Origin of the sequence: Occallatibacter gabretensis (genome assembly GCF_001449115.1) — a bacterium.
Taxonomy (GTDB): domain Bacteria; phylum Acidobacteriota; class Terriglobia; order Terriglobales; family Acidobacteriaceae; genus Telmatobacter; species Telmatobacter gabretensis.
Genome location: NZ_LAIJ01000010.1, coordinates 681,260 through 707,668 on the forward strand (window position 1 = coordinate 681,260; position 26,409 = coordinate 707,668).

At 53.1% G+C, this 26,409-nt stretch carries 14 protein-coding genes and 1 pseudogene; 14 read left to right on the forward strand and 1 reads right to left on the reverse strand.

What is annotated here, in order from left to right; all coding sequences use genetic code 11:
- Positions 1-65: 65 nt before the first annotated feature.
- From VO84_RS19000 to VO84_RS19020, 6 genes and pseudogenes are all read left to right on the forward strand, one after another.
- Positions 66-3,629, forward strand: a complete 3,564-nt coding sequence (locus VO84_RS19000; protein WP_058189315.1) for a TonB-dependent receptor — start codon at positions 66-68, stop codon at positions 3,627-3,629.
- Between the two features lie 198 nt (positions 3,630-3,827).
- Positions 3,828-3,968 (forward strand): annotated as a pseudogene (locus VO84_RS23395) (LacI family DNA-binding transcriptional regulator); the annotation flags it as partial.
- On the forward strand, positions 3,969-4,901 hold the full coding sequence (locus tag VO84_RS19005; RefSeq protein ID WP_231738071.1) for a LacI family DNA-binding transcriptional regulator: 933 nt from the start codon (positions 3,969-3,971) through the stop codon (positions 4,899-4,901).
- Positions 4,902-5,105: 204 nt separating this feature from the next.
- Entirely contained in the window at positions 5,106-5,906 is an 801-nt protein-coding gene (locus tag VO84_RS19010; protein WP_058189317.1) for a glucosamine-6-phosphate deaminase, read from the forward strand.
- Between the two features lie 40 nt (positions 5,907-5,946).
- Complete coding sequence (locus VO84_RS19015; protein WP_058189318.1) at positions 5,947-7,149, forward strand: glycoside hydrolase family 27 protein; 1,203 nt, start codon at positions 5,947-5,949, stop codon at positions 7,147-7,149.
- Positions 7,150-7,637: 488 nt separating this feature from the next.
- Positions 7,638-10,121, forward strand: a complete 2,484-nt coding sequence (locus VO84_RS19020) for a PKD domain-containing protein (RefSeq protein ID WP_197414117.1) — start codon at positions 7,638-7,640, stop codon at positions 10,119-10,121.
- Positions 10,122-10,193: 72 nt separating this feature from the next.
- Here VO84_RS19020 and VO84_RS19025 read toward each other — a convergent pair whose 3' ends face one another.
- On the reverse strand, positions 10,194-13,397 hold the full coding sequence (locus VO84_RS19025; RefSeq protein ID WP_082662177.1) for a DUF5107 domain-containing protein: 3,204 nt from the start codon (positions 13,395-13,397) through the stop codon (positions 10,194-10,196).
- Positions 13,398-13,627: 230 nt separating this feature from the next.
- Here VO84_RS19025 and VO84_RS19030 point away from each other — a divergent pair, with 230 nt between their 5' ends.
- The 8 genes from VO84_RS19030 (at position 13,628) to agaR (ending at position 25,972) form a co-directional block, all read left to right on the forward strand.
- Positions 13,628-15,919, forward strand: a complete 2,292-nt coding sequence (locus VO84_RS19030; protein WP_058189321.1) for an exo-alpha-sialidase — start codon at positions 13,628-13,630, stop codon at positions 15,917-15,919.
- A 131-nt stretch (positions 15,920-16,050) separates the two neighbouring features.
- Positions 16,051-17,235, forward strand: coding sequence for an SGNH/GDSL hydrolase family protein (locus tag VO84_RS19035; protein WP_231738073.1), 1,185 nt, complete (start codon positions 16,051-16,053; stop codon positions 17,233-17,235).
- 585 nt (positions 17,236-17,820) lie between these two features.
- Positions 17,821-21,687, forward strand: coding sequence for an outer membrane beta-barrel protein (locus tag VO84_RS19040; RefSeq protein ID WP_058189323.1), 3,867 nt, complete (start codon positions 17,821-17,823; stop codon positions 21,685-21,687).
- A 168-nt stretch (positions 21,688-21,855) separates the two neighbouring features.
- Positions 21,856-23,064, forward strand: coding sequence for an amidohydrolase family protein (locus tag VO84_RS19045; protein ID WP_197414118.1), 1,209 nt, complete (start codon positions 21,856-21,858; stop codon positions 23,062-23,064).
- 417 nt (positions 23,065-23,481) lie between these two features.
- Positions 23,482-24,603, forward strand: coding sequence for an SIS domain-containing protein (locus VO84_RS19050; RefSeq protein ID WP_231738075.1), 1,122 nt, complete (start codon positions 23,482-23,484; stop codon positions 24,601-24,603).
- 71 nt (positions 24,604-24,674) lie between these two features.
- Positions 24,675-24,788, forward strand: coding sequence for a class II D-tagatose-bisphosphate aldolase non-catalytic subunit (locus tag VO84_RS22650; protein WP_157440006.1), 114 nt, complete (start codon positions 24,675-24,677; stop codon positions 24,786-24,788).
- Entirely contained in the window at positions 24,766-24,966 is a 201-nt protein-coding gene (locus VO84_RS23400) for a class II D-tagatose-bisphosphate aldolase non-catalytic subunit (protein ID WP_408033317.1), read from the forward strand. Before VO84_RS22650 ends, VO84_RS23400 begins: the two co-directional genes overlap by 23 nt.
- A gap of 244 nt (positions 24,967-25,210) precedes the next feature.
- Entirely contained in the window at positions 25,211-25,972 is a 762-nt protein-coding gene (agaR, locus tag VO84_RS19055) for a transcriptional repressor AgaR (RefSeq protein WP_058189325.1), read from the forward strand.
- The last annotated feature ends 437 nt before the right edge of the window (positions 25,973-26,409 follow it).

Sequence of the window (26,409 nt, forward strand, 5' to 3'; positions counted from 1 at the left end):
TGAGCAGGGAATGGATAGTGAGATCGTTTTATCTTCTTGTTTTGTGCTTGAGCGGAACAGCGGCAATGGCTCAAACAGTTACCGGTTCTGTGCGCGGCGTGATATCCGACCCCACCGATGCTCGATTGGCTGGAGCAAAGGTGACCATCACTAACGCTGGCACCGGAGTCACTGGACAAACCATTACCGACAAAAGCGGATTGTATGATTTTGAGTTTCTGGTGCTTGGAAGCTACACCGTTTCCGCAACCGCGCCAGGCTTCGAAACTGGCAGCGTAGGTCCATTCCAATTGCAGATTGACCAGATCGCAACGGCCGATGTGCATCTACAAATCGGCAAGGCGTCTGTCACCGTGAACGTGGGGGAGCACTCACTGTTGTTGAACACAGAAAACTCCACCGTGAGCACGTCAATCAGTTCGAATACATTGGAAAACATGCCTTTGGATGGGCTGAATGTTCAAACCGCGACTCTGTACTTGCCGGGATCAGTCAATCCAAATTCTGCTCTGATGGGCGGAACGCAAGGCACCGAGCGCGATGCCTTTACCGTGCATGAGGGCTCACCGTCGGATGTTCAGCCGTCATTCAATGGTAATCGTCAGCAGTCAAACAGTTATATTCTGGACGGCGTCGATATCAATGAGACTCTGCAAAATGGTCTCGGTTACAATCCTTCGCCCTACTCGATACAGGAAGTTCATGTCATCACCGGTAATGCGGACGCCGAGTATGGGAACGTAAACGGCGGCGAAATCGTGATGGTCACGAAGAACGGAAGCAACCAGTTTCATGGAAGCATCTTTGGATTTCATGAGGGCGGTGGACTTACCGCCAATACCTGGGCGAACAAGAACGTCGGAAGCCCGAGAGCCAGTTATACGCAAAATCAGTTTGGTGCGGCGGTAGGCGGGCCCATCTTCAAAAACAAGCTGTTCTTCTTCGGCAACTATGAAGGGTTCCGCAATAACTCTACCGGCATAGGTTCGGCGGGTGTCCCCACTTCGGCAATGCGCGGCCTTTCCACTTCATCAGGGCCTAACGACACGGCTTCGACTTGTCCAGCTGGTTATGGGGATTTTGCTGCAGCGGTGTCTTATTACGGAATGACCGGTTTGTGGAATACGACCAATGGATACAATAACGAAACTCTCTATCCGGGCCCTACCGGTAATTGCGTACCAATCAATCCAAACAATCAATTGTTTGCGTTTCTGCTGAAGAATCCCCAGGCTTTTCCACTGCCCAACCATGCCCCTGCGCCCGGTGCCCTACTTGGTGGTAATTATCAAGGAATCAGTTCTAACACCACGCATAATGATCAGGGCGATCTTCGTTTGGACTATACCATCAATTCTAAAGATACTCTGATGGCCAAATTCAGCTATGGCGATGCATGGGACCAGCCTCTTCAGGTTCCCGTGGCAGCGGTAATCCCGTTTACCGATGACTACCCGTTCACCAACATCGCAGCCGCATGGACGCACATTTTCTCGCCAACGATAGTCAACAACGCTCGTGTTGGATTTACCCGCATCTCTCTCGATGCCAGTATTCCGAAGGATCTATCAGGACTCTTTGGGACGGACGGGAATAGCAAGACCGGCATCGGTATGCCTTCGAGTTTCAGCCAGACAAGTCCTGGTTTTTCTTACATTGATGTGAGCAGCGGGGAGGGCTGGGATATTAGTAATTTTGGCTCAGAGCCGCCTATTCAAGGCTTCGCCGTCGATAACAATTTCGATTACAACGACGTCCTGAATTGGGAGCATGGTAAACACATAACTAAGTTTGGAGTTGAATTTCTGCGCTATCAGCAGAATTACTTTAGCTCGAGCGATACCGGTGGCACGCTGGGATATTTTGGGTATAACGGCAATGATACGGCTAACTGGAATAATTGCTGTGACGAAGGTTATGGGTTTGCTGAATTTCTTCTCGATACCGCTTCCAAGGCTCAGATTTCCGGAGTTCAAGGCCCGTTCGGCCAACGCCAATGGCGTGATGCGGTTTATGTGCAAGATGACTGGAAGGTAACTCAAAATCTGACCTTGAATCTGGGCCTGCGATATTCCTACGAACAGCCGAATTATGAAGTTAACAACAAGATGGTCAATGTCAATCTGGCCTATGCGAAAGGAAAGCCCGCTGGCACTCCGATCAACTCCATGCTGGAGTTCGCGGGTCAAAAAAATGCAACCACCGGCACGACAAATAGCCGGGCTCTTATAAACCCCTATTACCTGGGCTTTATGCCGCGCATTGGGTTTGCCTATAAAATGACTCCCAGTTTGGTCGTTCGCGGCGGCTACGGGAGCACCGACGAGTTGGAATCTACGGGATCGTCTCTGCGCATGACGCAGAACGTGCAATTCCAGCCCGCAGTTACGAACAACTCGACAGGCCCCACTGGCACAACGCAGGGAAATGTCTTTTCACTAAGCAATGGCCTTGTTGGAAATCCGGCTGCAGCCTCCGGCGCCGGAGCCCAGTATTATGCCTGGGACCCGAATATGCGGCCGGCCGTGATCCAGCAATTTAACCTGAATCTTCAATATCAGATCGGCGAGCACACGACGGTGCAGGCAGGCTATGTTGGCCAGACGGGCCAGCATCTGGCTGTTCCTTTGTGGGCTAATCAATACACCAGTGACGACACATGTGCGAATCTTGGATCAGCAGCGGAGATTGACAGTTGCTACCAGACGATCGAGCCATACTTTGCGCTTGTCGGCAATCCAAACAGTCCTGACAACCCAGGGAGCAACGTGCTCAAAGAGACCGTATCCCGCGGCATTTCAAACTATCATTCTCTCCAGGCTACGCTTCAACGTCACCAATCCAAGGGACTGGAGTTCCTGTTGAACTACACGTTCGCGAAGTCTCTTACCAACAACCCAGGATATTTCGGAACCGACAATTACAACGATGACGACTCCTACTGGCAGGATGCCTATAATCCGCGGATAGACTACGGTCCTTCCACCTTTGACGCAAGGCAGGTGGTCACGGGGATCATGATCTACCAACTGCCATTCGGCCGCGGAAAACAATATGGCTCGTCATGGAACCGGTTAACAGATGGGGTACTTGGCGGATGGCAGTTCTCAACGAACGCCCAGATCAATTCAGGCTACCCATTGACAATGCATCAAGGCCCGACTTGTAGTAATAATTGTGCTCAAAACTTGAGCGGAGATTATTTTCAATTCGCTAACCACTATGGTCCGATGAAGATTGTAAATCGGGGCAAGGGGCCGGATGGCATATTCAGGTGGTTTGGCACCGATCCATCGGCAGTTGCATGTACTTCGTACGGTACCGCACCGTCGGCTTCTGATCCGACTTGCGCTTATGGCCGCACTAATCAAAACGTAGGCACCGCTCGTGTTGGCACGGAGCGCGGCCCAGGATTTCAGAACTATGATCTTTCGCTTTCAAAAGGTTTCGCAACATTCAGAGAGCAGAGCCTCAAGGTCCGCGTCGACGCCTTTAACGCATTCAATATCTCCAGTTACGGAACGCCAGCCAGCTACATAGGTGGCAATGCGTCAACGGCTTGGGGCGTGATTAGCGGTACTGCCTCCGGTCCACGGAAGATCCAGTTATCCTTGGTCTACACTTTCTAACAAACTGGTGAGGTCCGGTGGCTTTGCCACCGGGCACTTACCGCGGGGTTGGGAAATTTGCACATATTTTTGTAGTCAAATTTGTGACGACCCGTACATTCAGATAGTCATTGGTTCCGATTCGGTCCATCCCTAGGTATAGTTGAATCTGGAAAGCAGTTGCGAAATGTTTCTCAAGGTTCTTTCACGGCAAACGATATGAAGAAATCACCTCCCAAAGGAGGCAAGGTCGGTCTCCGAGAGATTGCGGAAGCGGCTAAGGTCAGCATGGCCACCGTGTCCAGGGTTTTGAACGGAAATAACCGTGTTGACCCTGCGATTCAGACGGCGGTTCTGGATGTGGCTGCCAAATTCGATCCGAGTCTGCTGCAGCGCAACAAGGCCAAGACGCTCGCCTTTCTCCTGAGCAACCGAATCATGCTTCACCCTTTTCATTCCCGGATCCTAAGCGGAGCTGAGGCCTGCTGCGCCGTGCATGGTTGGGACGTTGTGTTCCTCTCTTACAACTATCCGCTCAACGTTCAGCGTGACCAACTCCACCTCCCAAAGATCCTCGATCGCCGCGATTTGATTCGAGCCGTCATCGTCGCCGGGACAAATTCAGGCAGTCTCATCGAACTTTTGGAGCACGAGGGCGTGCCTTATGTCGCGTTGGGAAACAACATCTTCGACCCGCCCCCATTGTCCAAAGGCGACCTTGTTTTTTCCGACGAAACGCGCGGGAGCAGCGACATGACGCGTTATCTCATTAGCTTAGGCCATCGCAATATATGTTTTGTGGGAAACTCCCGGCTGCCCTGGTTTGCTCGATGCCTTGCGGGTTACGTTCAGGCAATGGAGGAGGCCGGCCTTTCTCCGCGCAATTCGAATGTTGACTCGGAAGATGACGCACAGGTAGGCTACATCGCAACCAAGTCTCTAATAGCTCGCCACGAACCTGTAACCGCGATTTTTGCAGGAAACGATGCTACGGCCCATGGAGTCTATAAGGCCCTGCGTGATTGCGGATTGAGCATTCCTGATGACATCAGCGTGGCAGGATGTGATGACACCGTCGGCGAATGGCTCTATCCCAGCCTGACTACCATCCGCGAGTTTCCCGAGCAATTAGGAAAGCAGATGATCGAACTGATTCTCAACCGCATTGCCATGCCGGGATGCGAGTCCAAACAGATTACGGTTCCCACTGAGTTAGTTAAGAGAGAATCTTGTAAACCGATTGCAGTGGGGGCGGAGCCGATCCGCAAAAAAGCTATTCACATAACAAGCTGATGTGGGCTTAAGCGATCGAAAGTTACGCGTGCTGATATGATCATTTTTAATTTCACAGAATTGTGAAATATTTCTTGACATGAAATAGCATTGCACATAAAGTTCGAAGTATCTGCACTCCGCAGGTTTAAACCTTCCCTAGCAGATGAATGGCGCCGGGCCCCGGACGACAGCGGATGCGGCTAAATCAATCGAGGAAAAAGAATGGCTGCAGTCGATGAAAAGGCACGATTTTTTCAGATCGGAAACCTCGCTGTTGAAATCCATCCCAGTGCAAAGTCAATGGGCGAGGCCGCCGCACTTGCCGCAGCAGACACTATAAAAAGGCTCGGCCTCACCCAGGAAGCGGTAGGCGTGATATTTGCCACAGGTGCTTCCCAACTGGACACACTGGAAGCTCTCACACGCATCGAGGGCATCCCTTGGAATCGCGTGCAGGGCGTACATCTGGATGAATATGTAGGCTTACCACTCGAACACTTCGCTTCCTTTCGGCGCTACCTTAGAGAGAACCTTACGCAGAAGGTTGATATCGGGGCCTTCTATGAGCTTGATGGGACGGCCACCGATCCGAATCACAGTTGCCGCCTCTATGCTGAGGTACTTAGGTCCGTTAACCCGCAGCTCTGTTTGCTCGGAATTGGCGAGAATGGGCACCTCGCATTTATGGATCCTGCAGTGGCCGATTTCAACGACCCGCAAGACGTAAAAGTAGTCAAGCTGGATGCTGCCTGCCGTGCGCAGCAAGTTGCTGAGGGATGGTTCAATACTCTTGAGGAGGTCCCTGACAACGCACTTAGCATAACCATTCCGGCAATTCTGCGAGTGCCGAGATTGATCGTATCTGTTCCCGGAGTCCGCAAAGCTGCCATCATCCGGCGCACGCTTGCGGAAGCGATTTCGACAAACTGCCCTGCAACAATTCTCCGTACTCATCCAAACGTTACAGTCTACCTCGATGAAGAATCGGCCTCTGAACTCGATGGGTTCGCGGGGCAAAGCTGACCCTTTCGTAGCTTCCGCAATTTCGTTCCAGAGGTGAGCGATGAATCAAGCGAGCTCTTTTCTATTTCGCCTGAGTTTTGCAGTGATTATGCTGCTGAGCTTTCTGTCGAGTTCTGCACCCGCGCACGCTGTTGATAACGGGTTGGCCCGCACTCCACCAATGGGCTGGAACAGCTGGAACCGGTTTCGTTGTGACGACCTCAACGAGAAACTGGTCCGGCAGACAGCTGATGCTATCGCGACAAATGGTATGAGGGACGTGGGGTATCAATATGTCGTACTCGACGACTGCTGGCAGTTGAGCCGAGACGCACAGGGAAATATTGTTGCGGATCTGGCCAAGTTTCCATCAGGTATCAAGGCCTTGGCCGACTATATCCACGAAAAGGGTCTGAAGTTCGGCCTCTATACCGATGCGGGAATGAAGACCTGCGAGGGAAGGCCTGGCAGTCTGGGGCATGAGTACCAGGATGCAAAGCAGTATGCCATGTGGGGCGTGGACTATCTCAAGGAGGATTGGTGTTCCACACTTCCTACCCAGAATGCCGAATCTTCTTATACGGTGATGCGTGATGCTCTCGCAGTATCCGGTCGTCCCATTGTCTTCAGCATCTGTGAATGGGGTTCGACGAATCCGTGGCTCTGGGCAGGCGCGGTCGGAAATATGTGGCGATCGACCGGAGATATTCTGGATTGTTGGCAATGCAAGATGAGTTGGGGTGGTAATTCGCTTTCGGAGATTCTGGATCTAATGAGCGGAATCGGGAGCTATTCTGGGCCGGGCCATTGGAATGATCCCGATATGTTGCAGGTGGGCAACGGAGGCATGACGGAAGATGAGTATCGTACGAATTTCGGCATGTGGGCAATTTTTGCCGCTCCGCTGATAGCCGGTAATGACGTGGTCCATATGTCCACAGCTACGCGAGAGATCCTAACCAATAAAGAGGTAATCGCCATCGATCAAGACCCTCTGGGACAAGCGGGTAGCAGAGTAATGAAGACTGGAAACCTGGAGGTCTGGTCCAAACAGTTGGCGGACGGCAGCAGGGCAGTTGCCATGCTGAACAAGGGAGAATCGCCCGCGAAGATTGCCGTCAATTGGAACAACATAGGATATCCAACTGATCTGACTGCCTCGGTGCGTGATCTCTGGTCCCACAAGGATATTGGAAGACTGAAGGGAAGCTACTCGGCTGAGGTTCCCATTCATGGAATAGTGATGGTGACGGTGAAGCCATAATTGCAGGCTGCGAGTTCCAGTTCACATTTTCAGGCTGAGACACCTAACCAACGTCGTATCCATTGAGTTGAGCGCCAGAAACGGGAAGTGGCTCTGTAAAGGTGTGCGATTGGGGGAACGCTAGAGTTCACGCCATGGTCTGTGCCTATGAACTCCGATCTCACAATATCCGTCTGGCGCTGTCTCTGGCGATCAACGCGGGGGTGCGTGACGCAGAGAGATCAAAGTGCTCAAATGAAGCCATATTTCTCAAGTGTCTCTTACTTAGCCGCTTGCCCATCTCCCCGACAGACCTGTGGATTGCTACTGGCTATATGCTGCTCTAGGTATCAAGTACAGTCAATTCTGCAAGCATTTCAAGATACATGCAGGCTAATTACGATGCACATTATAAAAAAATACTGCGATGTTTCTCCTAATACTATATAAAAGGAAACAATACGAAACATTTTTGATCTTAAAAATGTATTGGGATGAGGATCCGTGAAATGACCTGGAAAACATGGTGCCGTCAGTTGCCGCTTGTTTTTGCTTTGCTCCCGGTTTGCGCGGAGAGCAGGATGTATGCCATTACCTCTCAGGAGCCCGAAACGCATGGGGCAGGCATCTCGGTTGCAATTCTTGAGGATGGTTCTTACGTGTTACGGTCGGAAGCCACTCCCGGCGATGTACTGCGCTCGGAAATCGAAGTAGAGACTGAAACGGGAACGCTGCGGTCCTCTTTCTATCCATCTCATAAGCAATCACGCACCCCATTTCATGATGAGTTGGGAGAGGGACAATTATTTAGGGTCACGTACACCGGATTACCGGGCAAGGCAGATCTGGTGTGCCAATTCCGAATGTATGCCGATCAAAGTTGGGGTGACATTCAGGTTCAAGTGTTGAATTCCACCGCGAACTCAGTTGTGGTTCATTCTGTGTACGTGGTGAAGAGCAGCGGTGCGGGAGCCGTACAGCTGAATGGACCGCAATCTGAAGACCGCATTCTTTCCGACAGCTTCAGCGAAGATACGCCGCAACTTCGATTGATGGATCTGGGAGAAGCGGACGGTGGCATTCATCGGGCCTATGGAAGCCAGCTGATTTACAACCGGAAAAGCGGGCAAAGCCTCTTTCTCGGCGCATTATCGGCAGACAAGCTGCTGACCATGTTTCATCTGAACAGCACAGGCAGGCCGGACGCGCATGTGCAGTCCTACGATGTGGAAGATACAGGAACCAATGAGGCGATACGCGAGCAGAGTCAGCCGTATGGGCCGGAAAACAATGTCCCTTTGATGCAGACGGTGGCGCCGGGCGAGAGCCTTAGTACGGAGAGGCTGATGTTTGCGATAGGCTCGGATTACCATGCGCAGCTGGAGCAATATGGGCGCGCCATCCGCATTCTTCATAAGGCGCGCGTTTCGAGCCCTACACTCATTGGATGGTGGAGCTGGACGGCGTATTACTATGGCGTGACCGAGGGAACCGTACTGACGAATGCCGAATGGCTCGCGCAGAATTTGAAGCCGTTTGGGTATCGGTACTTTCAGGTGGACGAGGGATACCAGTATGCGCGCGGGGAGTATGCAACCGCGGACGGCAAGGCATTCCCTAATGGCATGGCAACCGTTGGTCAGCAGGTGCGAAGCCATGGGCTGACCTTTGGTTTCTGGGTTGCTCCTTTTCAGGTTTCCGATCGCTCGTGGGTGTATGAACATCATCGCGACTGGCTTGTGCATAATCTGCATGGAGAACCGATTCATATTGGCAAAGTGGGCGGACACTTTGACGACCTGTATGCGCTGGATACTACTAATCCCGGCGCGCAGGAATACCTTCGGCAAACCTATCGGACGCTGGTGAGGGACTGGGGCGCGCGTTTTCTCAAGTTTGACTTTATGGATTCAACCGCAGTTGAGGGAGTGTATTACAGACCGAATACAAGTGCCCTGGAGGCTTTGCGCATCGGGCTTGAAGTGATTCGCGGAGCCGTGGGCGAACACGTGATCATGGATAAGGATGGCGGTCCAATGTTGACGCCCGTCGGCATTGTGGATGCGGGCCGCATTTCGCAGGACACAGGCCACACCTTCGGAGCCACGCGAGATGTGGCGTCAGGCATAGCGGCTCGTTACTACATGAACCACAATTTCTATGAGTCAGATCCGGATGCGTTTACGATCTCCGAGCAGATTATTCCTGACCGGGTTTGGCATGGGAACAAGCAGCCGCTTACTTTAGATGAGGCTGAAGCGTCGATTGCATTGTCGGCTGTTTCGGGAGGAATGTTCGAGATTGGCGACGATCTGCCTGCGCTGGGAGCGTCTCCACAGCGGCTTGCACTGGCACGAAATGCGGATCTGCTGGACATGGCGCGACTGGGACACGCGTCGATCCCCGTGGATCTGATGACCTACGGGCCGGAAGATAAACAGCCGAGCATTTTTCTGCTGAAAGAAGATAACCGGCAGTGGGTTCTCACGGTCTTTAACTGGACGGAACAACCAGGCAGCCACAATCTTGAGTTGAAGACTCTGGGGTTGAAGCCGGATGGAGTATTTCGTGTGACCGACATCCTGCGTGGCGGATCGTTGCCCGTCGAGAGCGGACGAATCGCCATTCAGCAGCCTGCGCATTCCGTGCGCATGTTCAAGCTGGTTGATACTTCGGTGAGTGCTGTCTCTCCTGATTTTGAAGTGCATCTTCCGGAGACTGTTAATGCGGGAGCCGCGCTCGAGTTCAATGCTGCCGCGAGCCACGCGGAGGCGCCCATGCTGCAGTGTCACTGGAATTTTGGCGATGGAGTCAGTGCAGAAGGTTCGAGCGTTTCACATACCTATACCCAGCCTGGCAAATACACAATTACCATCGAGTCCATCGGACTGGATGGCCGTATTGCGCATAAGACAGCGGCGATTGGGGTGACCGGCTATGTAAGCACGGTATACGATCCCACGGCGAAAGAGCGCTTTCACGAGAATCAGTAAATTTACAAAAAAATGCCCAGCCGTTGCTGAATGCAATGGCTGGGCAGGATGCAAAGCCTTCTGAAAGACCGCTTAGTTCGGATCAGACATTGCCAGGCGGACGAGATGGTGCGACATGCGTTCGTCCGGAAGAAGAAGCGCTTCCTCAAAGGATTGTTTTGCCAAATCATTCTGATGCAGCGCTTGTTGCACCAGTCCCACTAAATACCAGCGGGAGCTAGAATCGGGCCGGGCTTCCACGGCGTTCTTTGCTTTGGCCAGGACTTCGGCCAGACGCTCATTCCGATTTGCAGAGTTGTTGAGACCGAGTTTCTCTTGCGCAAAAAATGCCCAGATCGCATCCTCAGGCTCCTTGCTCTGTGCTGCCTGATGTAGAAGCTCTTCGGAGTTTTTGTTTTGGCCGCAGGTCTGCGCAATATCAGCAAGTTTCACATAATCGCGAGCGGATAAGCCGATTTCCGGCTTAAGACTCTGCAGGAAAGTTTCCGCATGGGCGCAGCCGGATGCGGCAGCCCATGCCGATGCCTGCAGAAGCTGAATTTCAAACTGCACCTGCGCCGATGTGATCCCGCCTTCTTCACTGGGGAAGAAGCGGGCCTGGAAGAGACGCAGTGCGGGCTCGAATTGCTTTGCTTCGGCACGATTGAGTGCAAGCTGATACACAAGATTCGCCGGCATCTTTGAGTGAGAGTCGTCTACCGATGGATATTGCGCAAGCGCTTCGGCACGTTCCGCCGCAGAAGCGCCTGTCAGGCTCATGGCTTCATCCAGTCCCGTGTATAGAACCTCATTCTCGGGATCGTTGTGCATTCCTTCGCGGAAAGAGGCAATCGCCCGTTGCGGGTCGTGCTTCAACTCAAGCAGAGCTTTGCCGATATTGGCATCCAGAACGGGAAGCTTTGGAGCGAGCTGCTTGGCTTCCATCCACTGCGCCAACCCGGCATCGGTCATCGCCTTGGAAAACAGGAGTGTGCCAAGGAGAAAATGCGCAGTCGTATCCTTGGAGTTGGCGGACACTGCGGACTCCAGCACGACCCTGTCGGTATCACTGGACGGGAAGATCAGGTTTGCGGAGAGCTTCGATGCAGCTTCCCAGTTCTGCGGGTTGTCGGCGCCAATCCGTTTGTTGCAGTAGGCGGCGTAGTAAAGCACAAGTGGGTTGTTCTGCGGCAGCACCGAGCCCGGCTCGCTCTGATCTGCGGCAAAAGATGGATATTTGCGCGTAAGCACTGCCAGCGCGTTGCGATAGAGCCCCAGACGGATGTACTCGGCGGCCACGCGCAAGACACGATAGTAGTCCGCCGACAGATGCGATGCATCAGGCTGACCAGCGTCCTGCTTCAGGAAGTCGTTCGTAGGCTCAGCCTCCAGACCCTGTTTGGAAAGGCTGTCGGCCTCGGCTTTTTCTCCTTGCGTGCGGAGAACCGCTTCCAATTCCTCACGCGGGCGAAAAGTGCTGGGATCGGCAGCAACGGCTGCGCGCAGAAACAGAGCCGCTTCCGGCAAGTCTCCCTGTTGTGCACGCAATTCGCCCAGCCGAAGCGCGGCAGGTCCGCGTAAAGTTGCCTGACGATAGGCAATTTCATACGCAATCTCCGCTTTGCGAACCTGCCCAAGGCCTTCTTCTGCGATTCCCAGGTAGTAGGCAATTTCGGCATTGGAAGAATCGCGTTTTTGAGCAGCCTGGAGCAAGCGCGCCGCATCCTCGTACTGCTGCAGCGTGGCTGCCAGCCTGCCCGCGGCAATTGTGAGCGACTGATCCGACGGATAACGCGCAAGGCCCCCGCGATACGTGGCAAGAGCGCCGACGTAGACTCCATTCAGCTCCTGGTTTCGTCCCAGTTGCAACCAGTCCTCTCCTGAGCGGCTTGCAGGCTCAGGAAAGCGCAGCGCTTCTTGCGGTCCCGTCTGGATATCCGTCACGGGATCCCAATCGTATTTGCCATCCGTCTGCTCAAGCACGGTGCTTCCGCTCTTGTCCTGCAGCCGAAATGTAACCTTCACTGCGTTGTCTTTCAGGGCGATGGAATGAGTCCAGGTTTTCTCCGGAGTCAGGTCAGTAGTTTCACTCCATAGCACCGATTGATTCTGCAGAAGCGAGATACGCGCTCCCGGCAGAGGCTCGTTCACATTCAAGGCCGTAGTCGCATTGCTACCATCGACATTCAATCGCACAATGCCAGCCTTATTGGCGCGCGAAACGCCGCCTGTACTGCGAACCGGCATCCAGTATTCCGAGAAGTGAATGGTCTGGCCGGGCTCAAGAAAGGCGAAGGTTTCCTGATTGCGGAACAGACCTGCCTGCATCTCAACGTAGGCACTTTCATTATCGGAAAGCGCGGTGCGCCACCCCAGCCCCGCCGGGTCAACACCCCATGACCATATTTTTTTGGACGGCAGATCGCGGAACTCAGAGAAGTGTACGGTGCCTGTCTGTGTATGTGGATTCCAGATTGCCGCGAAGGGCTCGCGACTTCCATACGTAAAGTAGGAGACCGGTCCAAGCGTGTGGTTCTTGATTACGCTCAGATCGTGATCGCCTTGCGGTCCAACGGGCCACTTATAGACATCCGTGAATCCATGCGTGGCAACAAAGCGCATCGGGTAATCCACGCGAGTGTCGTCCCACACCTGAATGCCCGCATTGCTCCACCAGTAGTAGCGCCGCCGCAGATCACTGCGGTTGTAGAGTGTTGTGCGCTGCTCAAGAACCGTGGATTTTGGCCGTAGAATTAATTCCACCTGCCACTGCATTCCGTATACCCGGTCAATGTTGCTTATCCAAACGGAGCCGCTTCCGTCCGCGTGCGTCGCATACGCAAAATCGACAGGCGACATGGAAACCCAGTTGTGCGAGACAGGGAAATTGAACTCCAAGCCGAATGCCGCCCATGCGCCGCGATATCCAATCTGCGCTTTTTTAATGGAGGGGTTGGCGTAAAAGATGGGCTGACCGCTGATTTTGTCCACGCAGGTATAGATGTGCCCGCCAATGTCCGGCAGAATGGTGCATTTCAGGTATTCATTTTCAAGAAGAACTGCGCGCCAGGCGTGAGGCTCTTTTACGCCTGTCAGATTGTTCCTCATAGTGTATGGATAGTTGAAGCGTCCTGTTGAGTAGATGTCGAACGGAGGATTCGCATCCGGCTGACCTTCTTCATACGTGGGCAGTGTCAGTGTGTCTTGCCACACCTTGACCTGAGCTGCAATAGGCCGGCAAGTCAGAAATACTGCTCCGACGAGCAACAACGCACCCGATAGAATCTTTTTCCCCATGACATACGCCCCATCCTACGGCACTGTGAATCCGCCGGTTCAAGTGAAATGGAATTGTTATTCCGCATCTTGTGTTCCGTTTTGTATCGTTTAATTACTAATTGTGCGCTATTATACTATTTTCGGTTCGGAAAGCTATCTGCGTTCGACGAAATTTTTGTTCGGTAGAGCTATACGCGGAAACTGAGGGATGGATGATGGGAATAAGAACACATAGCAGCCTGAGGCGGATGGCTGCGGTTGCAATGCTCTTGCTTCCGGCAGCGGTTGCAAACTTTGCGCAGACTCAGGCGAATAGCTGGAAGGTGGTTGGTCCCGGCGGCGGTGGCACCACAATTTCACCAACTATCAGCCCTCATGACTCCCGGCTTGTCGTAGAGCGCTGCGATATGAGCGGCGGCTACGTTACGCATGACAACGGTCTCTCCTGGCACATGTTCAATCTTCGTGGAGGAATGGGTACTTTCGCTTTCGATCCGATCGACCCGAAGGTGATTTATGCCGGGAACGCCGCATTATGGCGTAGCAACGACTCCGGGCAGAGCTGGAGCATGATCTTTCCGAGCCCGGCCCATGGCACCGTAGAGCATCAGCTTGGTGACCATTCCGATTATGCCCTTACGTCGCAGGATCCTGCTTATCCCGGCGGTGGAGTATCTGCGATCGTAATCAAGAACGGAAAAGATGGGCAAAGCGCTAAGGCAGAGTATCTCTACGTTGCCTTTGAGCAGCGCGGTCAGCCGGCTGTGATTGTCCGCTCTGCGGATGACGGCATTACGTGGAGCCGCTTCGCATCGCTGCCTCAGCGCGTTTTGCTTCTCACCACGCAGGGCTCAGACCTCGTCGCAATTTCCGGTAGTTCTGCCTATCGCATTGCGCCGGATGGCAAGGTTACAGAGCAGGGCGGCATTGGAAGCGAATTCAAATCGGCCAGCGCGGGCCGGTTTGCCGGTGAGGTTTGGATATACGCGATCAGCAAAGATGATCTTGTGCATCTCACGAAGGATGCCGGGCTGCACTGGCAGACATTTACACCTGCGCTGCAGCAAACATCCGGCAGTTTTGGCGCGATTGCCACAAGTGTCCAACATCCAGAGACGGCCTATATCGGGTTTAAATCTCTCCGCCTGGGCGCGGGCGACGAGAATTTATTCAACGGCATTGCGAAGACAACCGATGGAGGGCAGACATGGAAAGTTGTCTTCAAGGAAGCAACCCACTCCGCGGATAATCTGGAAGGAACCTGGGTGGAGCAGCGCGCTGCACAGAAGAATCAGAATATCTGGTTCGACTCACCTTATAGCCTGGGTGTAGCACCGGCAAGTCCTGATGTTGTTTATGCCACAGATCTCTTTCGTACCTATCGCACTCTGGATGGCGGCGCAACATGGCAAGAGATGAATTCCCGCAAGGCCGGCGATGGTGGCTGGATCTCACGCGGCCTCGACGTCACGACCTCTTATGGCATGCAGTTCGATCCTTTTGATTCGCGGCACATGTTTATCGACAACACGGACATCGGGCTTTTCGCAAGCACGAATGGCGGCGAGTCATGGCATGGCAGCACAGAAGGCATTCCGGATGCTTGGCGCAACACCACTTATTGGTTGGCCTTCGATCCCTCTCAGCGCGGCCTGATGTGGGGCGCGTTCAGCGGCACGCATGACCTGCCTCGCCCCAAGATGTGGCGCCAGCATAGCCCGAAGTCTTTTGCAGGAGGAGTTGCTGTTTCAACCGATGGCGGCCGCCACTGGCAGCCCAGCAACGCAGGTCTTCCACAGGATTCGGTTACACACATTCTGCTTGATCCTTCCAGTCCCGTCGGCAGCCGTACGCTATATGCCTGCTCCTTTGGCAGTGGCGTTTACAAATCCACGGACGGCGGCAAACACTGGGTGCAAAAGAACGATGGCATTGCTGAAGAAGAGCCCTTTGCATGGCGCATCACCGCAAGTCAGGATGGCTCGTTGTATCTTGTCGTGGCGCGCCGTAGCGAAGGCAAAGGCCAGCAGCTCGCGGGAGCCGGAGCGCTCTATCGCTCAACCGATCACGGGGAACACTGGCAGGCGGTTGCGCTTCCCGCAGGTGTAACCGGACCGACAGGTCTCGAAATCGATCCCCGTAACCCGGAGCATCTTTACCTCACAGCGTGGGGCGAAGAGGGCGATGAGACGGACCACAATGGAGGTGTGTACGTTTCAAACGACAGAGGAAAAACATGGAAGGCACTCTTTACCGAGTCACAGCATGTCTACGATTTAACAGTTGATACGCGCCATCCGGATACCCTCTACATAACAGGATTTGACGCGGCAGCATATCGATCAACGGACGCGGGCGCACATTGGACACGTATTCCCGGATTTGACTTCAAGTGGGCGCATCGAATATTTCTCGATACGAACGACCCTGCGCAAATCTACATCACCACATTCGGTGGAGGAGTCTGGCATGGCCCCGTCGAGGGAGACTCGAATGGGCATGAGGCAGTCGTATCGCCGGTTCCGGTTGCGCATCCTTGATGCAGAACCAAGGGCGCCTTCCTGCACAAATTTCGCTGCTTATGCTGCGTCGTTGATTTGAATCGAAAGGATCTCCCATGCGCCTTCGTTACCTGTCTGTCGTGTTGCTTCTATGTGCCCAACACTTGTCTATGCCTTCGGCGTACGCTGCTGCCAAGCATGATGCCTGGGTAGGAACGTGGGTTGCTGCTCCGATTGCCGAGCCCAACGAACACAATGCCTTTGCGGAAGAAACGACGCTGCGCCAGTATGTGCATGTGTCGTTGGGTGGCTCGTCGATTCGCATTGTTCTCACGAATGAATTTGGCGACTCTGACCTCAAAATCGATGGAGCTTCCATAGCCCTGCCTGCCACGGCTACTGGAGATGGCTACGTGCAGGATGGTTCTCTCAAGCTCGGAAGCGCTAAGCCTGTTCTCTTCGGAGGCCAGTCCGGAATTACCATTGCTCCGGGGGCGTTGGCCGTAAGCGACCCGATTGCATTACCGCTGCTTTCACTCTCAGATATCGCGGTAACGCTCTTCATCCCAGGGCAGCACATCGGTACGATTTCTCTTCATGAAGCTGCTCACCAGACAAACCTTAGTGCTGCCGGTAACCAGCTTACGGCAGAGAACCTCGATAAGCCCACCGTCAATCATTCATGGTATTTCCTTAAGGGCGTGCAAGTGGAAACGGCCACGCGCGGCGCGGTTGTCTGCTTTGGAGATAGCACCACGGACGGCTCGGCCAGCAGAACAGACGCCAATCATCGTTGGCCGGACATACTGGCTGCGCGGCTGCACACGGAGAAAAAGACCGCGGATCTTGCTGTGATGAATGAAGGAATCGGCGGTAATCGCGTGCTACATGACAAGGCAGGGCCTTCCGCGCTTGCCCGCTTTGACAGGGACGTGCTGGCGCAGCCGAATGTGCGTTATGTCATTGTGCTGGAAGGCATCAACGACATTGGGCACATAGCCCATCCCAAACTTCCCGGTGACCTCATCACGGCCGACGATTTGATTGAAGGCTACAAGCAACTTATTGAGCGCGCCCATGCGCACGGCATCAAGATCTATGGAGCCACACTGACACCTTATGGCGGCGCCGGCTACGCAAGCGTGCAGGGACAGGAAGTTCGCGACAAGGTCAATGCCTTTATTCGTACCGGCGGAGCATTTGATGGCGCAATCGACTTCGATAAGGCGACGCAAGATCCAGCAAATCCGCAGCAGTTTCTCTCTATATACGATAGTGGAGACCATTTGCACCCTTCCGATGCCGGGTACAAGGCCATGGGAGACGCAATCGACCTAACTCTCTTTACCCGCTAGCGCAGGAAAGAATCTGGCCAGTTGGACGGAGAAAAGGAATCGAAGTGCTGCCTGAGCAGCTTTCGTTCTTTTTCTCCGCGCCGCTGTATTGTCCTTCAGAAGAGCGATACTGTCGGCCCAAACTGCACGGCGAAAGAAAACCTCAGTGAAGGTCTTGCATATCGCAAGTCCGCAGCAACAGTGCGTCTATGGCGGCTTTCTCTGCTTTCTTCCGAAACATGCTCTCAATTACGCAACCAATCGTTTGATTGTGTTTATAACAAATCGTCAATCATGAAAATCAGATAGGAAAGCCGAAACAGAAATTTAGAGGTGTCCGCGTTCGACATTCCAGTTCCACAAAGAGTAGTTATCCAGCTAACGGTTTAAATGATTTCCGGTAAGTATATGTGTGATAAAGAGATGCAAGATGATGTTTCTATAAGTTTTTTTATGTATGTTTTTCTTTGCTTTTTGTGAATTAACTGTGATATTGTCCATCACAAATTTCCAAGAATGGGAATGATGCTGCCAAATTTGGATTAAGAACGAGATAGAGCAGTGCAAGGGAAGAAAAAATCAATGGAGGACATCGTGTTGAGGCCAATGAGACGACGCATCATCTGTACACTGCTTGCTTTCCTCGGTTTTTACTGCGTTCTGTCGGGGCGCCTGGCATCTGCCCAGGCTGACCAGGGAACCATCACCGGAGTTGTGACCGACAGCTCAGGCAAAGTTATTCCGGGCGCTATGGTCACGCTCCTCAACACGGATACGGGGCTGGTCCTGACGGACAAGACGGGCGCCCAGGGCGCTTACACATTTACGCCGGTGAAGATCGGTAACTATACCGTGAGCGCAACGGCTCCTGGATTTGAGACAACAACCCGCGAGAACCTGCATCTGGACATCCAGCAGCATTTGAGCGTTCCTGTTTCCCTGCAGGTCGGATCCGTAACGGAATCCGTGATCGTGAAGGATGTGCCGCCGCTACTCCAATCCGATACGTCATCCGTTGGGCAGATTATGAGTACGCAGACCATCAATGACACACCTCTCAATGGGCGCAATTGGGTTTATATCGCGCAGTTGACTTCCGGTGTGGCTCCGGGCCTATCGGCCGGTGGCGCGCGCGGCGGCGCGACAGGAGATTTTTCTGCGAACGGCCAGAGAACCACGCAGAACAACTTCATCCTCGACGGCGTCGACAACAACGTGAACGTGGATGACTTCCAGAATGGTGCTAGCTACAACGTAAAGCCTCCACCGGACGCGCTGGCAGAGTTCAAGATCGATACTTCGGACTACAGCGCCGAGTTTGGACACTCTGCAGGAGCGGTGCTGAACGCCAGCATAAAATCGGGCACCAATAAGATTCATGGCGATGTGTGGGAATATTTTCGCAACGATGCCCTGGATGCGGCAGACTGGGACTCAGCAAATGGTGCTGTTCCCGCATACCACGAGAACCAGTTCGGTGCTACGTTTGGTGGGCCTATCTGGAAGAATCGTCTCTTCTACTTTGGAGATGCGGAAGTAAATCGTATCTCGTTCGGCTACCCCGACCCAGGTTTGACGGTGCCTACGGCAAGTGAGCGCGCGGGCGATTTCTCCGAGTTGTTCAATACCAGCCTCACAGGCAAAAATGCGCCAATTGGGATTTTTGCGCCGAATACGGGCGGCCAAGTGCCGTTGACGGCATCGGGCGCCTTTGCCAATCCGGCAGCGGGGGCTCAGGGGCTCTGCGCCAGTACACCACAGCTATGCGCATGGGCCGCTGCCACTCCTGGCAGTGGAATCGGCGCTCCGACGACAAATGCTCTTTCCAGTGGCGATCCAGGTGCGGGCGGGCAGATCGACATTGTTGCTCAGGAAATCATGAAGGCTTATCCCCAGCCAAACGCCAATGGTTGGACTGCTTCCAACTACAACACGCCGGGCTCCGGAACAACCTATGCAAACTACAACGTGAATGTGCCCGTCCATGACAATACATGGCAGTGGGATCAGCGACTGGACTGGAACGTCAATGAAAAGGACCAGGCATACGCTCGTTATAGCTATACGCATGAGCAAACCGGTTATGGCACCCCTCTAGGTCCAATTCTTGATGGCAACGAGGTTGCTCCAGGCGGTTTTCACGGTTCCACCAACTACAATCTCGCGCAGAACTTCATGCTCAGCGAAACTCACATCTTCAGCTCCAATCTGGTGAATGAATTTCGCTTCGGATACAACTGGGGCGTGTATGAGTTTGTTCAGACAAACAGCGATATTCCGGCCGACCAGTTAATCCCCGGGATGGGAGGCGTGCCCTTCACTGGATTTGCCGGGCCAAACGGCGGCCTGCCGGAATTGCTCTTCGGCGGTTCGCAGGGTTTGTCCACAGCAGGCTCGCGTCACGATGTTCCTTCGGTTGAGCGCCAGAACATCTACCAGATACTCGATAACTTAACCCGGACCTGGGGACGTCATTCCTTTAAAGTTGGATTCCAAATTGAAAGCATCCGGCCTCTCTTCTCGCAATCCGTATATCCGCGTGGACGATACAACTTCAATGGTCAGTACACCGGAAAATTCACTCCTGGAAATGTGGGAACAACTCTTACCGGAACGGGCGCAGCGGATGCCTTTACTGACAACATGGGCAATATCGGCATGTCGCCGGGATGGAATACAAGCTACTATCGCAACTATCGCGCTGCATATTTTCAGGATGACTGGAAGGTCAGCCCGCGGCTTACTGTGAACGTTGGGTTGAGGTATGACTTTGTCCAGCCGCCCAGCAGTAAGGGTGGAGAACTGGCTAACTTCATCATCGACTCGCAGAACTTGACTGCGGCGGGCGCTGGCATCAATGGGCAATCCGCTGTCGGCGCAGGTCATTATGTATTGCCCGCCATGGTCGCGAACTCCGCTCCGCTCTCGACCAGCTTTATAAACACCATGCAGGCAAACAATGTCTCGATTCAATACACCACTGCGAATCAGAACTCCCTGGTGAGCGTACAGCATTATAACTTCGCCCCCCGCCTTGGGTTCGCCTACCAGCTCAATAGCAAGACGATCCTGCGCAGCGCATACGGTTTGTTCTATGGCTCGCTCGAAGCTCCTGGTGGTGCGGAACTGGAGACAAACTATCCCTTCGCTTACCAGGTGGTGCTCAATAATAACTACATTGCACCTTACGGCTATTGCCTTCCCTCCACTCAGGGAGGCCCGTTTAATACCGCCAGCCAATGTCCCTCCAACGCCACGGCAGACAATACATACGCACCTTATCTGCCCTATTCAACGACTCTTGAAAGCGGCAGCTCCCTTTACTACGCGAATGGCGGCATCGGCCAATATGCAGGCTCCAGCGGACTGGCCATGTCCGACAGCAATATCAAGACACCGTACACGCAGAGCTACCATTTGACAATCGAACGGGAATTGACGCCGACTATGGTTGCAACGGCTGCCTACGTCGGAAACAATGCCAAGCACACGTATGCCGGCACCAACCCCCTCGGTCCTCTTGCCATAACCGGCGCCAATGACCCGAACGGCAATCAAAGCACTCTTGCATTTCCCAACCTGTCTCTCTCAACTTCCAACGCAGAAGAGTGGATAGGCGAAAGCATGTACAACTCGTTGCAATTGAAGCTGGAGAAACATGCTTCCAACGGGTTGAATTTCCTTGCTGCATATACCTATGCACATGGAGAAGATGATGCCGCTAACCCCGGTATTGGCGGTGGGCCCAGCTATCGCAACACAAACCTCATTCCGCTGAAAGCGGAATTCACGAATTCGAATTACGATATTCGTCATCGCTTTACGCTGAATGGCATGTATGAACTGCCTTTCGGCACGGGGAAGAGGTTTCTCAATTCCGGCGGGCTGCTTAATTACCTTGTAGGTGGATGGTCTGCCAGCGCTACATGGATTGCCCAGACAGGCATTCCGTTCACGGTCACCACCGGCGGGGGCAACTTCGTCGGTGCCAAGGGCTTTAATCAACTCAATGCGATTCGTGTCGGCGACCCATTCAAGGGCGGTGGAAGCGTGCCTGACGCGAATATCGACATGGCCGGACAAACCTGCCCGGCTCACGTGAAGAACAGGACAAACTGGTACAACCCTTGCGCATTTGTTGATCCAACGCCCGGTGCCAACATTCCCGTCGGCACGTTTTTGACGAGCCTTCAAAGCGCAATCCAGTATTCCGGCTCCAAGTCCAACCAGATTCACGGGCCCGGAAATGAGCGCGTCAATATGTCCGGCTTCAAAAACTTCAACACGCTGCACGGGCAATACGTTCAGCTTCGCGCCGATGCTTTCAATCTGTTCAATACGCCTTCGTGGGCCAATCCCTCGGGCGGTGACGACCTCAGCCTTAGCGGCGGACGGATAAGCAGCGTTCAGATCTTTCAGAGCAACACACCTGACGCAAGGTTCTTCCAGATTGCGGCAAAGTACGTGTTCTGATTCGCATATTCATCCGCATGAAAATGCAGGATGAATATTGTAAGGAAGTGTTGTTTGATCTGCCTCTAACATCTCTCGTGGACAGGAATTTGTCCACGGGAGTTTTTTATAGAGTCTTCAGGCAGGCATGATCATGAATGAACCCAACTTGAGTATAGGAAGTCACCGATGAATCGTCGTGAGATGCTATATGCTGCGGGGGCTGGTCTTATCGCTGGAACTATTCCTCGTGCCGACGCGCTTGCTCCATTGCAGACTCTCGAACCAAAGCAATCCGACACGCTCGCGCTCGTGAATTACGAACCCAAAAGCATGTTGCAGGTTCAAGAGACGCATATACCACGCTCCCGTTATCCGCTCATCGACATACACACGCACCTTTGCTTTTCCGCAAAGACAGTTAATGGCATCCCAATGTCGCCGGAGCGCAAATTCTATGAGAGTCCCCTGCAGTTGCTCACAGTCATGGATCGCAAGAATATTCGTTCAATGGTGAATTTAACCGGAGGATACGACACAGGCCTGATCGAAGCGGTCAAGCAATATGACAAAGTGCATCCGGATCGCTTTTATACATTCACAGAGCCGATTTACTCAAAATTTCTCGAACCCAACTTTCCTGTTCTTCAGGCGCAGGCCATAGAGCAGGCGCACCGAAATGGTGCGCGTGGGCTGAAGGTTCTGAAAACGCTCGGGCTCTACCTCAGGGAAAACATCACCACCGGGAAACTCGTGAAAATCGATGATCCTCGCTTTGACCCGATGTGGGAAGCCTGCGGCGCATTGCAGATGCCTGTCGCCATTCACATCTCCGATCCTGTGGCTTTTTTCACTCCTACGGACAGATTTAACGAGCGCTATGAAGAGCTGAACAATCATCCGGATTGGTCTTTTTATGGAAAAGACTTTCCGTCCAACGAGGAATTGATTGAAGCAAGAAACAGAGTCATAGCCCGTCACCCCAGGACGCGGTTTGTTGTCTTGCACTGTGGTAATTTCGCGGAAAATCTGAAAAATGTCGCACAGAATATGGACCGTTTTTCCAATATGACAGTCGATATCGCCGCACGCATTGGCGAGCTTGGGCGGCAGCCAAGAACAGCCCGCGCCTTCTTCGAAAAGTATCAGGACCGCATTCTGTTTGGCACAGACGCAACCCCACATACAGACGATCTTCCGCAGCAGCTTTTCAACGACAAGCTCTACGAGATTTACTTCCGCTTTCTCGAAACCGATGACGAGTATTTTGATTACGCGCCTGCAAACGTGCCTCCACAAGGGCGTTGGAAGATTTACGGCGTTCATCTTCCGGATTCCATTCTGCGCAAGGTCTATCTCGAGAATGCGTCCCGCGAACTCCATCTTTCCATTGCGTAAGGAACGCCTATGGCCCATGCACCCGGCGCATAATAGGGGCAGCTATAACACACCGCTTAAAGTGGCAAGATTATGGACCAGAATCGAAGATGAACCTCCCAGTATAACATTAAATTGGATGCACAGAATTTCCCGCTTTACAGGCATGTCTTCCCGCAGGCCGTAAAGCACAAGGTCGAGGTTAGTTTCTCCTGCAATCGCAATATCCAGGGGTTTCGGGGAAGGGAATTAGCTTTCGTTTTCATAGCAAGCTTTTGTTGTTTTTGCCTCCTTAATTGCAGTATAGTAGTTATCGTTCGTTATTTTTAATTTCGAATATGTGCGATTAATAGCATTTTTCTTTCGAGGACGCGGATTGTGACTTTTCTGTCGAGTTTTGTTGATTTGTCTCTGGAGGAGAAAAGGGTTAGAGGCCTTTTGTTCACTCCAAGTGAGATTGCACAGCAGCCGGAGACCTGGCGGACTACATTCAGTATTTTCGAGCAGAATCAGCAGAAAATCGCTTCCTTTTTAGATGCTGCTGGAGTGCGTGAGCCGCTGGAAAAAAGACCGGCAGTGATGCTCATTGGTGCGGGCACTTCCGATTATGTCGCACAAGCCCTGGAGTTTCTATTCCGCCAGAAATGGGGCTGCGAAGTGAGTTCGGTGGCAAGCACAGATTTGTTGCCGAATATGGAAGAGTACATCGTGCCAGGCCGCAGGTATCTGTGGATATCCTTCTCCCGTTCCGGTGACTCTCCAGAAGGTGTGGCTGTCCTGGAACAGGCAATCGAGCTCTATCCGAACATCTCTCATCTCGTTGTCACTTGCAACGCCGACGCTCGAATGGTCGAAGTCTGTAGGGGCGTAGAACGCACCCAGGTGATAGTGCTCGATAATGCGGTGAACGACCGCAGCCTGGTCATGACCAGTTCCTTCACCAACATGGTCGTGATGGGCCATTGTCTTGCCAACGCGTGGTCCATCGCAGAGTACAAACCAGTACTGGAGCAGCTGATAAGCGCCGCCGAAGACTTACTGATGCGCGTAGCTGTGGAGGCGGATGCGCTCACGGAGCGCAATTTTTCCCGAGTATGTTTTGTCGGCAGTGGATCGCTAGCGAGCGTGGCCAAAGAATCCGCTCTGAAGGTGCTGGAAATGACTGCCGGGCAAGTAAAGACAATGTCGGAAACGGTGCTCGGATTGCGACACGGCCCGATGGCGGCGCTGGATAAGGAGACGCTCTTTATCAGCTTTATTTCTGGAAATGATCGCGGTACGAAATATGCCAGGGATCTACTTGCGGAGATCGGCCAGAAGCAGGTGGTGGCGGAACGCATTGCGCTAGGGCCGGCACATGCGGAGGCGGAAGTTGCTCCGTTTTGCGACCGATATCTGGCATTGCATCTGGATGTGGAAGATGTGTATCGTCCCGCTGTCGATGTGATCTTTGGCCAATTGCTGGGTCTTTATTTTTCCGTGGCGCACAAGCTGAACCCGGACTCTCCGAGCCCCGGCGGCGTCATTAACCGCGTTGTGCAGAGCTTCCGGATTTATTAATTCCATGTTCGTCATCCTTCAAAATCATTTGCTCAAACGCAGTTCCGGCATCGCGATAGCGATCTAGGTCTGTGCGGCATCCCTGGGTTCTGTACGCCGCTGCGGAGCAGGCAGCCGAAGACAGATCTTTGCTCCTGGTAGAGGCTATAAGCAATCACGTCAATCAATACGGCGGCTACACCTAGATGTCTCCCGCTACACTTCGAGAGTTCGTATTGCAGCAGCTACAGCGACCGCGTCCGCTACTACTGGGCTCTGCTGGAAGTATCCACTGCTCTACGAAAGTTTGTTACCAATCTTTCAGAGATAGTAATCCCCGAGAGCATGCTGAGCCTCTATTCGCCGGCAATCCTGAGTCGCTGATTGTGGACCACATCCGCGACGTGCTGCGGCGGTACGCAGCCGCATGCATGACGCAAGTCGCATAGCCATTCCCAGGCTGCCATGCTCCGTTTTCTTTCGTATTCCCTTTCTTATTGCAATCAGGTAATCTTGCACATGCTCTTAGAGCAGAATCTAATTTACGTTGTGAGAAAGCATGCGGCGACAAAGCGTTTCAAAGGCATCTTCGTCCAGAACTGCGGTTGGGGGAGGGCGCGGCTCCCAGATGTTGATTGAGGAGCGCCGTCAGTACATCGTTGGATTGGCACAAAAGCATGGCCGCGTGCTCGTCGAGGAACTTGCGGAATCGCTTGGCATCTCGCGCATTACCATCCGCAAAGATTTGGATTATCTGCAGAGCCGAGGTGTACTGCAACGCACGCACGGTGGTGCTCTGCAGGCAGGCAATGGCGCGCTCGCGGATCCATCCCTTCAGGAAAAAGAAGGCCGTCATTCCGGGGAAAAGCTGCGAATTGCCGTGGCGGCGGCCGATCTGGTGCAGGAAGGGCAGTGCGTTTTGCTCGATTCCGGCACAACCACTACGGCAGTTGCGCGCGCACTAAAGCGGTTTTCGCATTTGACTATCATTACGAATGCAGTCAACATCGCCGGAGAATTGAGCGGATCCGACCTGGAGGTGCTGCTTACCGGAGGCTCATTGCGCAAGAACTCCTTCTCCCTGGTAGGACCTTTGGCGGAGGATATGTTGCATGACATGCACGCCGACATCCTCTTCCTTGGCGTGGATGGTTTCGATATAGAGGCCGGCCTGACGACGCCCAATGTAATGGAGTCAAGCGTAAATCGGGCAATGGTTAAAGCCTCTTCGATTGTGGTCGCTGTGTGCGATTCAACCAAATTCAATCGCCGTAGCCTGTCTAAAATCGTGGAAGCCTCAGCAATTCATCATGTCATCACGGACACAGGGCTCTCATTGGAGATCGCCAATGCTCTACGCGTCATGGGAATCAAGCTCACATTGGTCTAGCGCTGCGTATAGCGCGATAAATAGAACAAACATCCAGTGCACTTTTTCCCGCCAGCCTATAGGTTTTGCAGCACTGTACGTACCGCTGAACAATAGTTTTCGGATAGCAACCGTAAGGAAACACCCGCATCTGAACTGGTGTACGCCTGTACATGCGTCACAAAGAGAAATGCAGATTACAAAATAACTACATGAGACATAAAGTGTATTTTGTTTTGAGTGAGAATCTCGACAGAAGACCATAATCCCGATCCGAATAATAGGCGCGTCGCGTTTTCGCATTGGCGATGTTGGCGAGTTTTCCAGCTCGGGAGGAACATCCGCGAAATCACGATACTGTTCCGGCGTCAGTGTGCGTTCGCTATTGATACTAACCAGCTCGTTCGTGTACGAAGTTTCACTTACGATAGCTTGTCCCGGCTTCTCTGCGCCTCCAA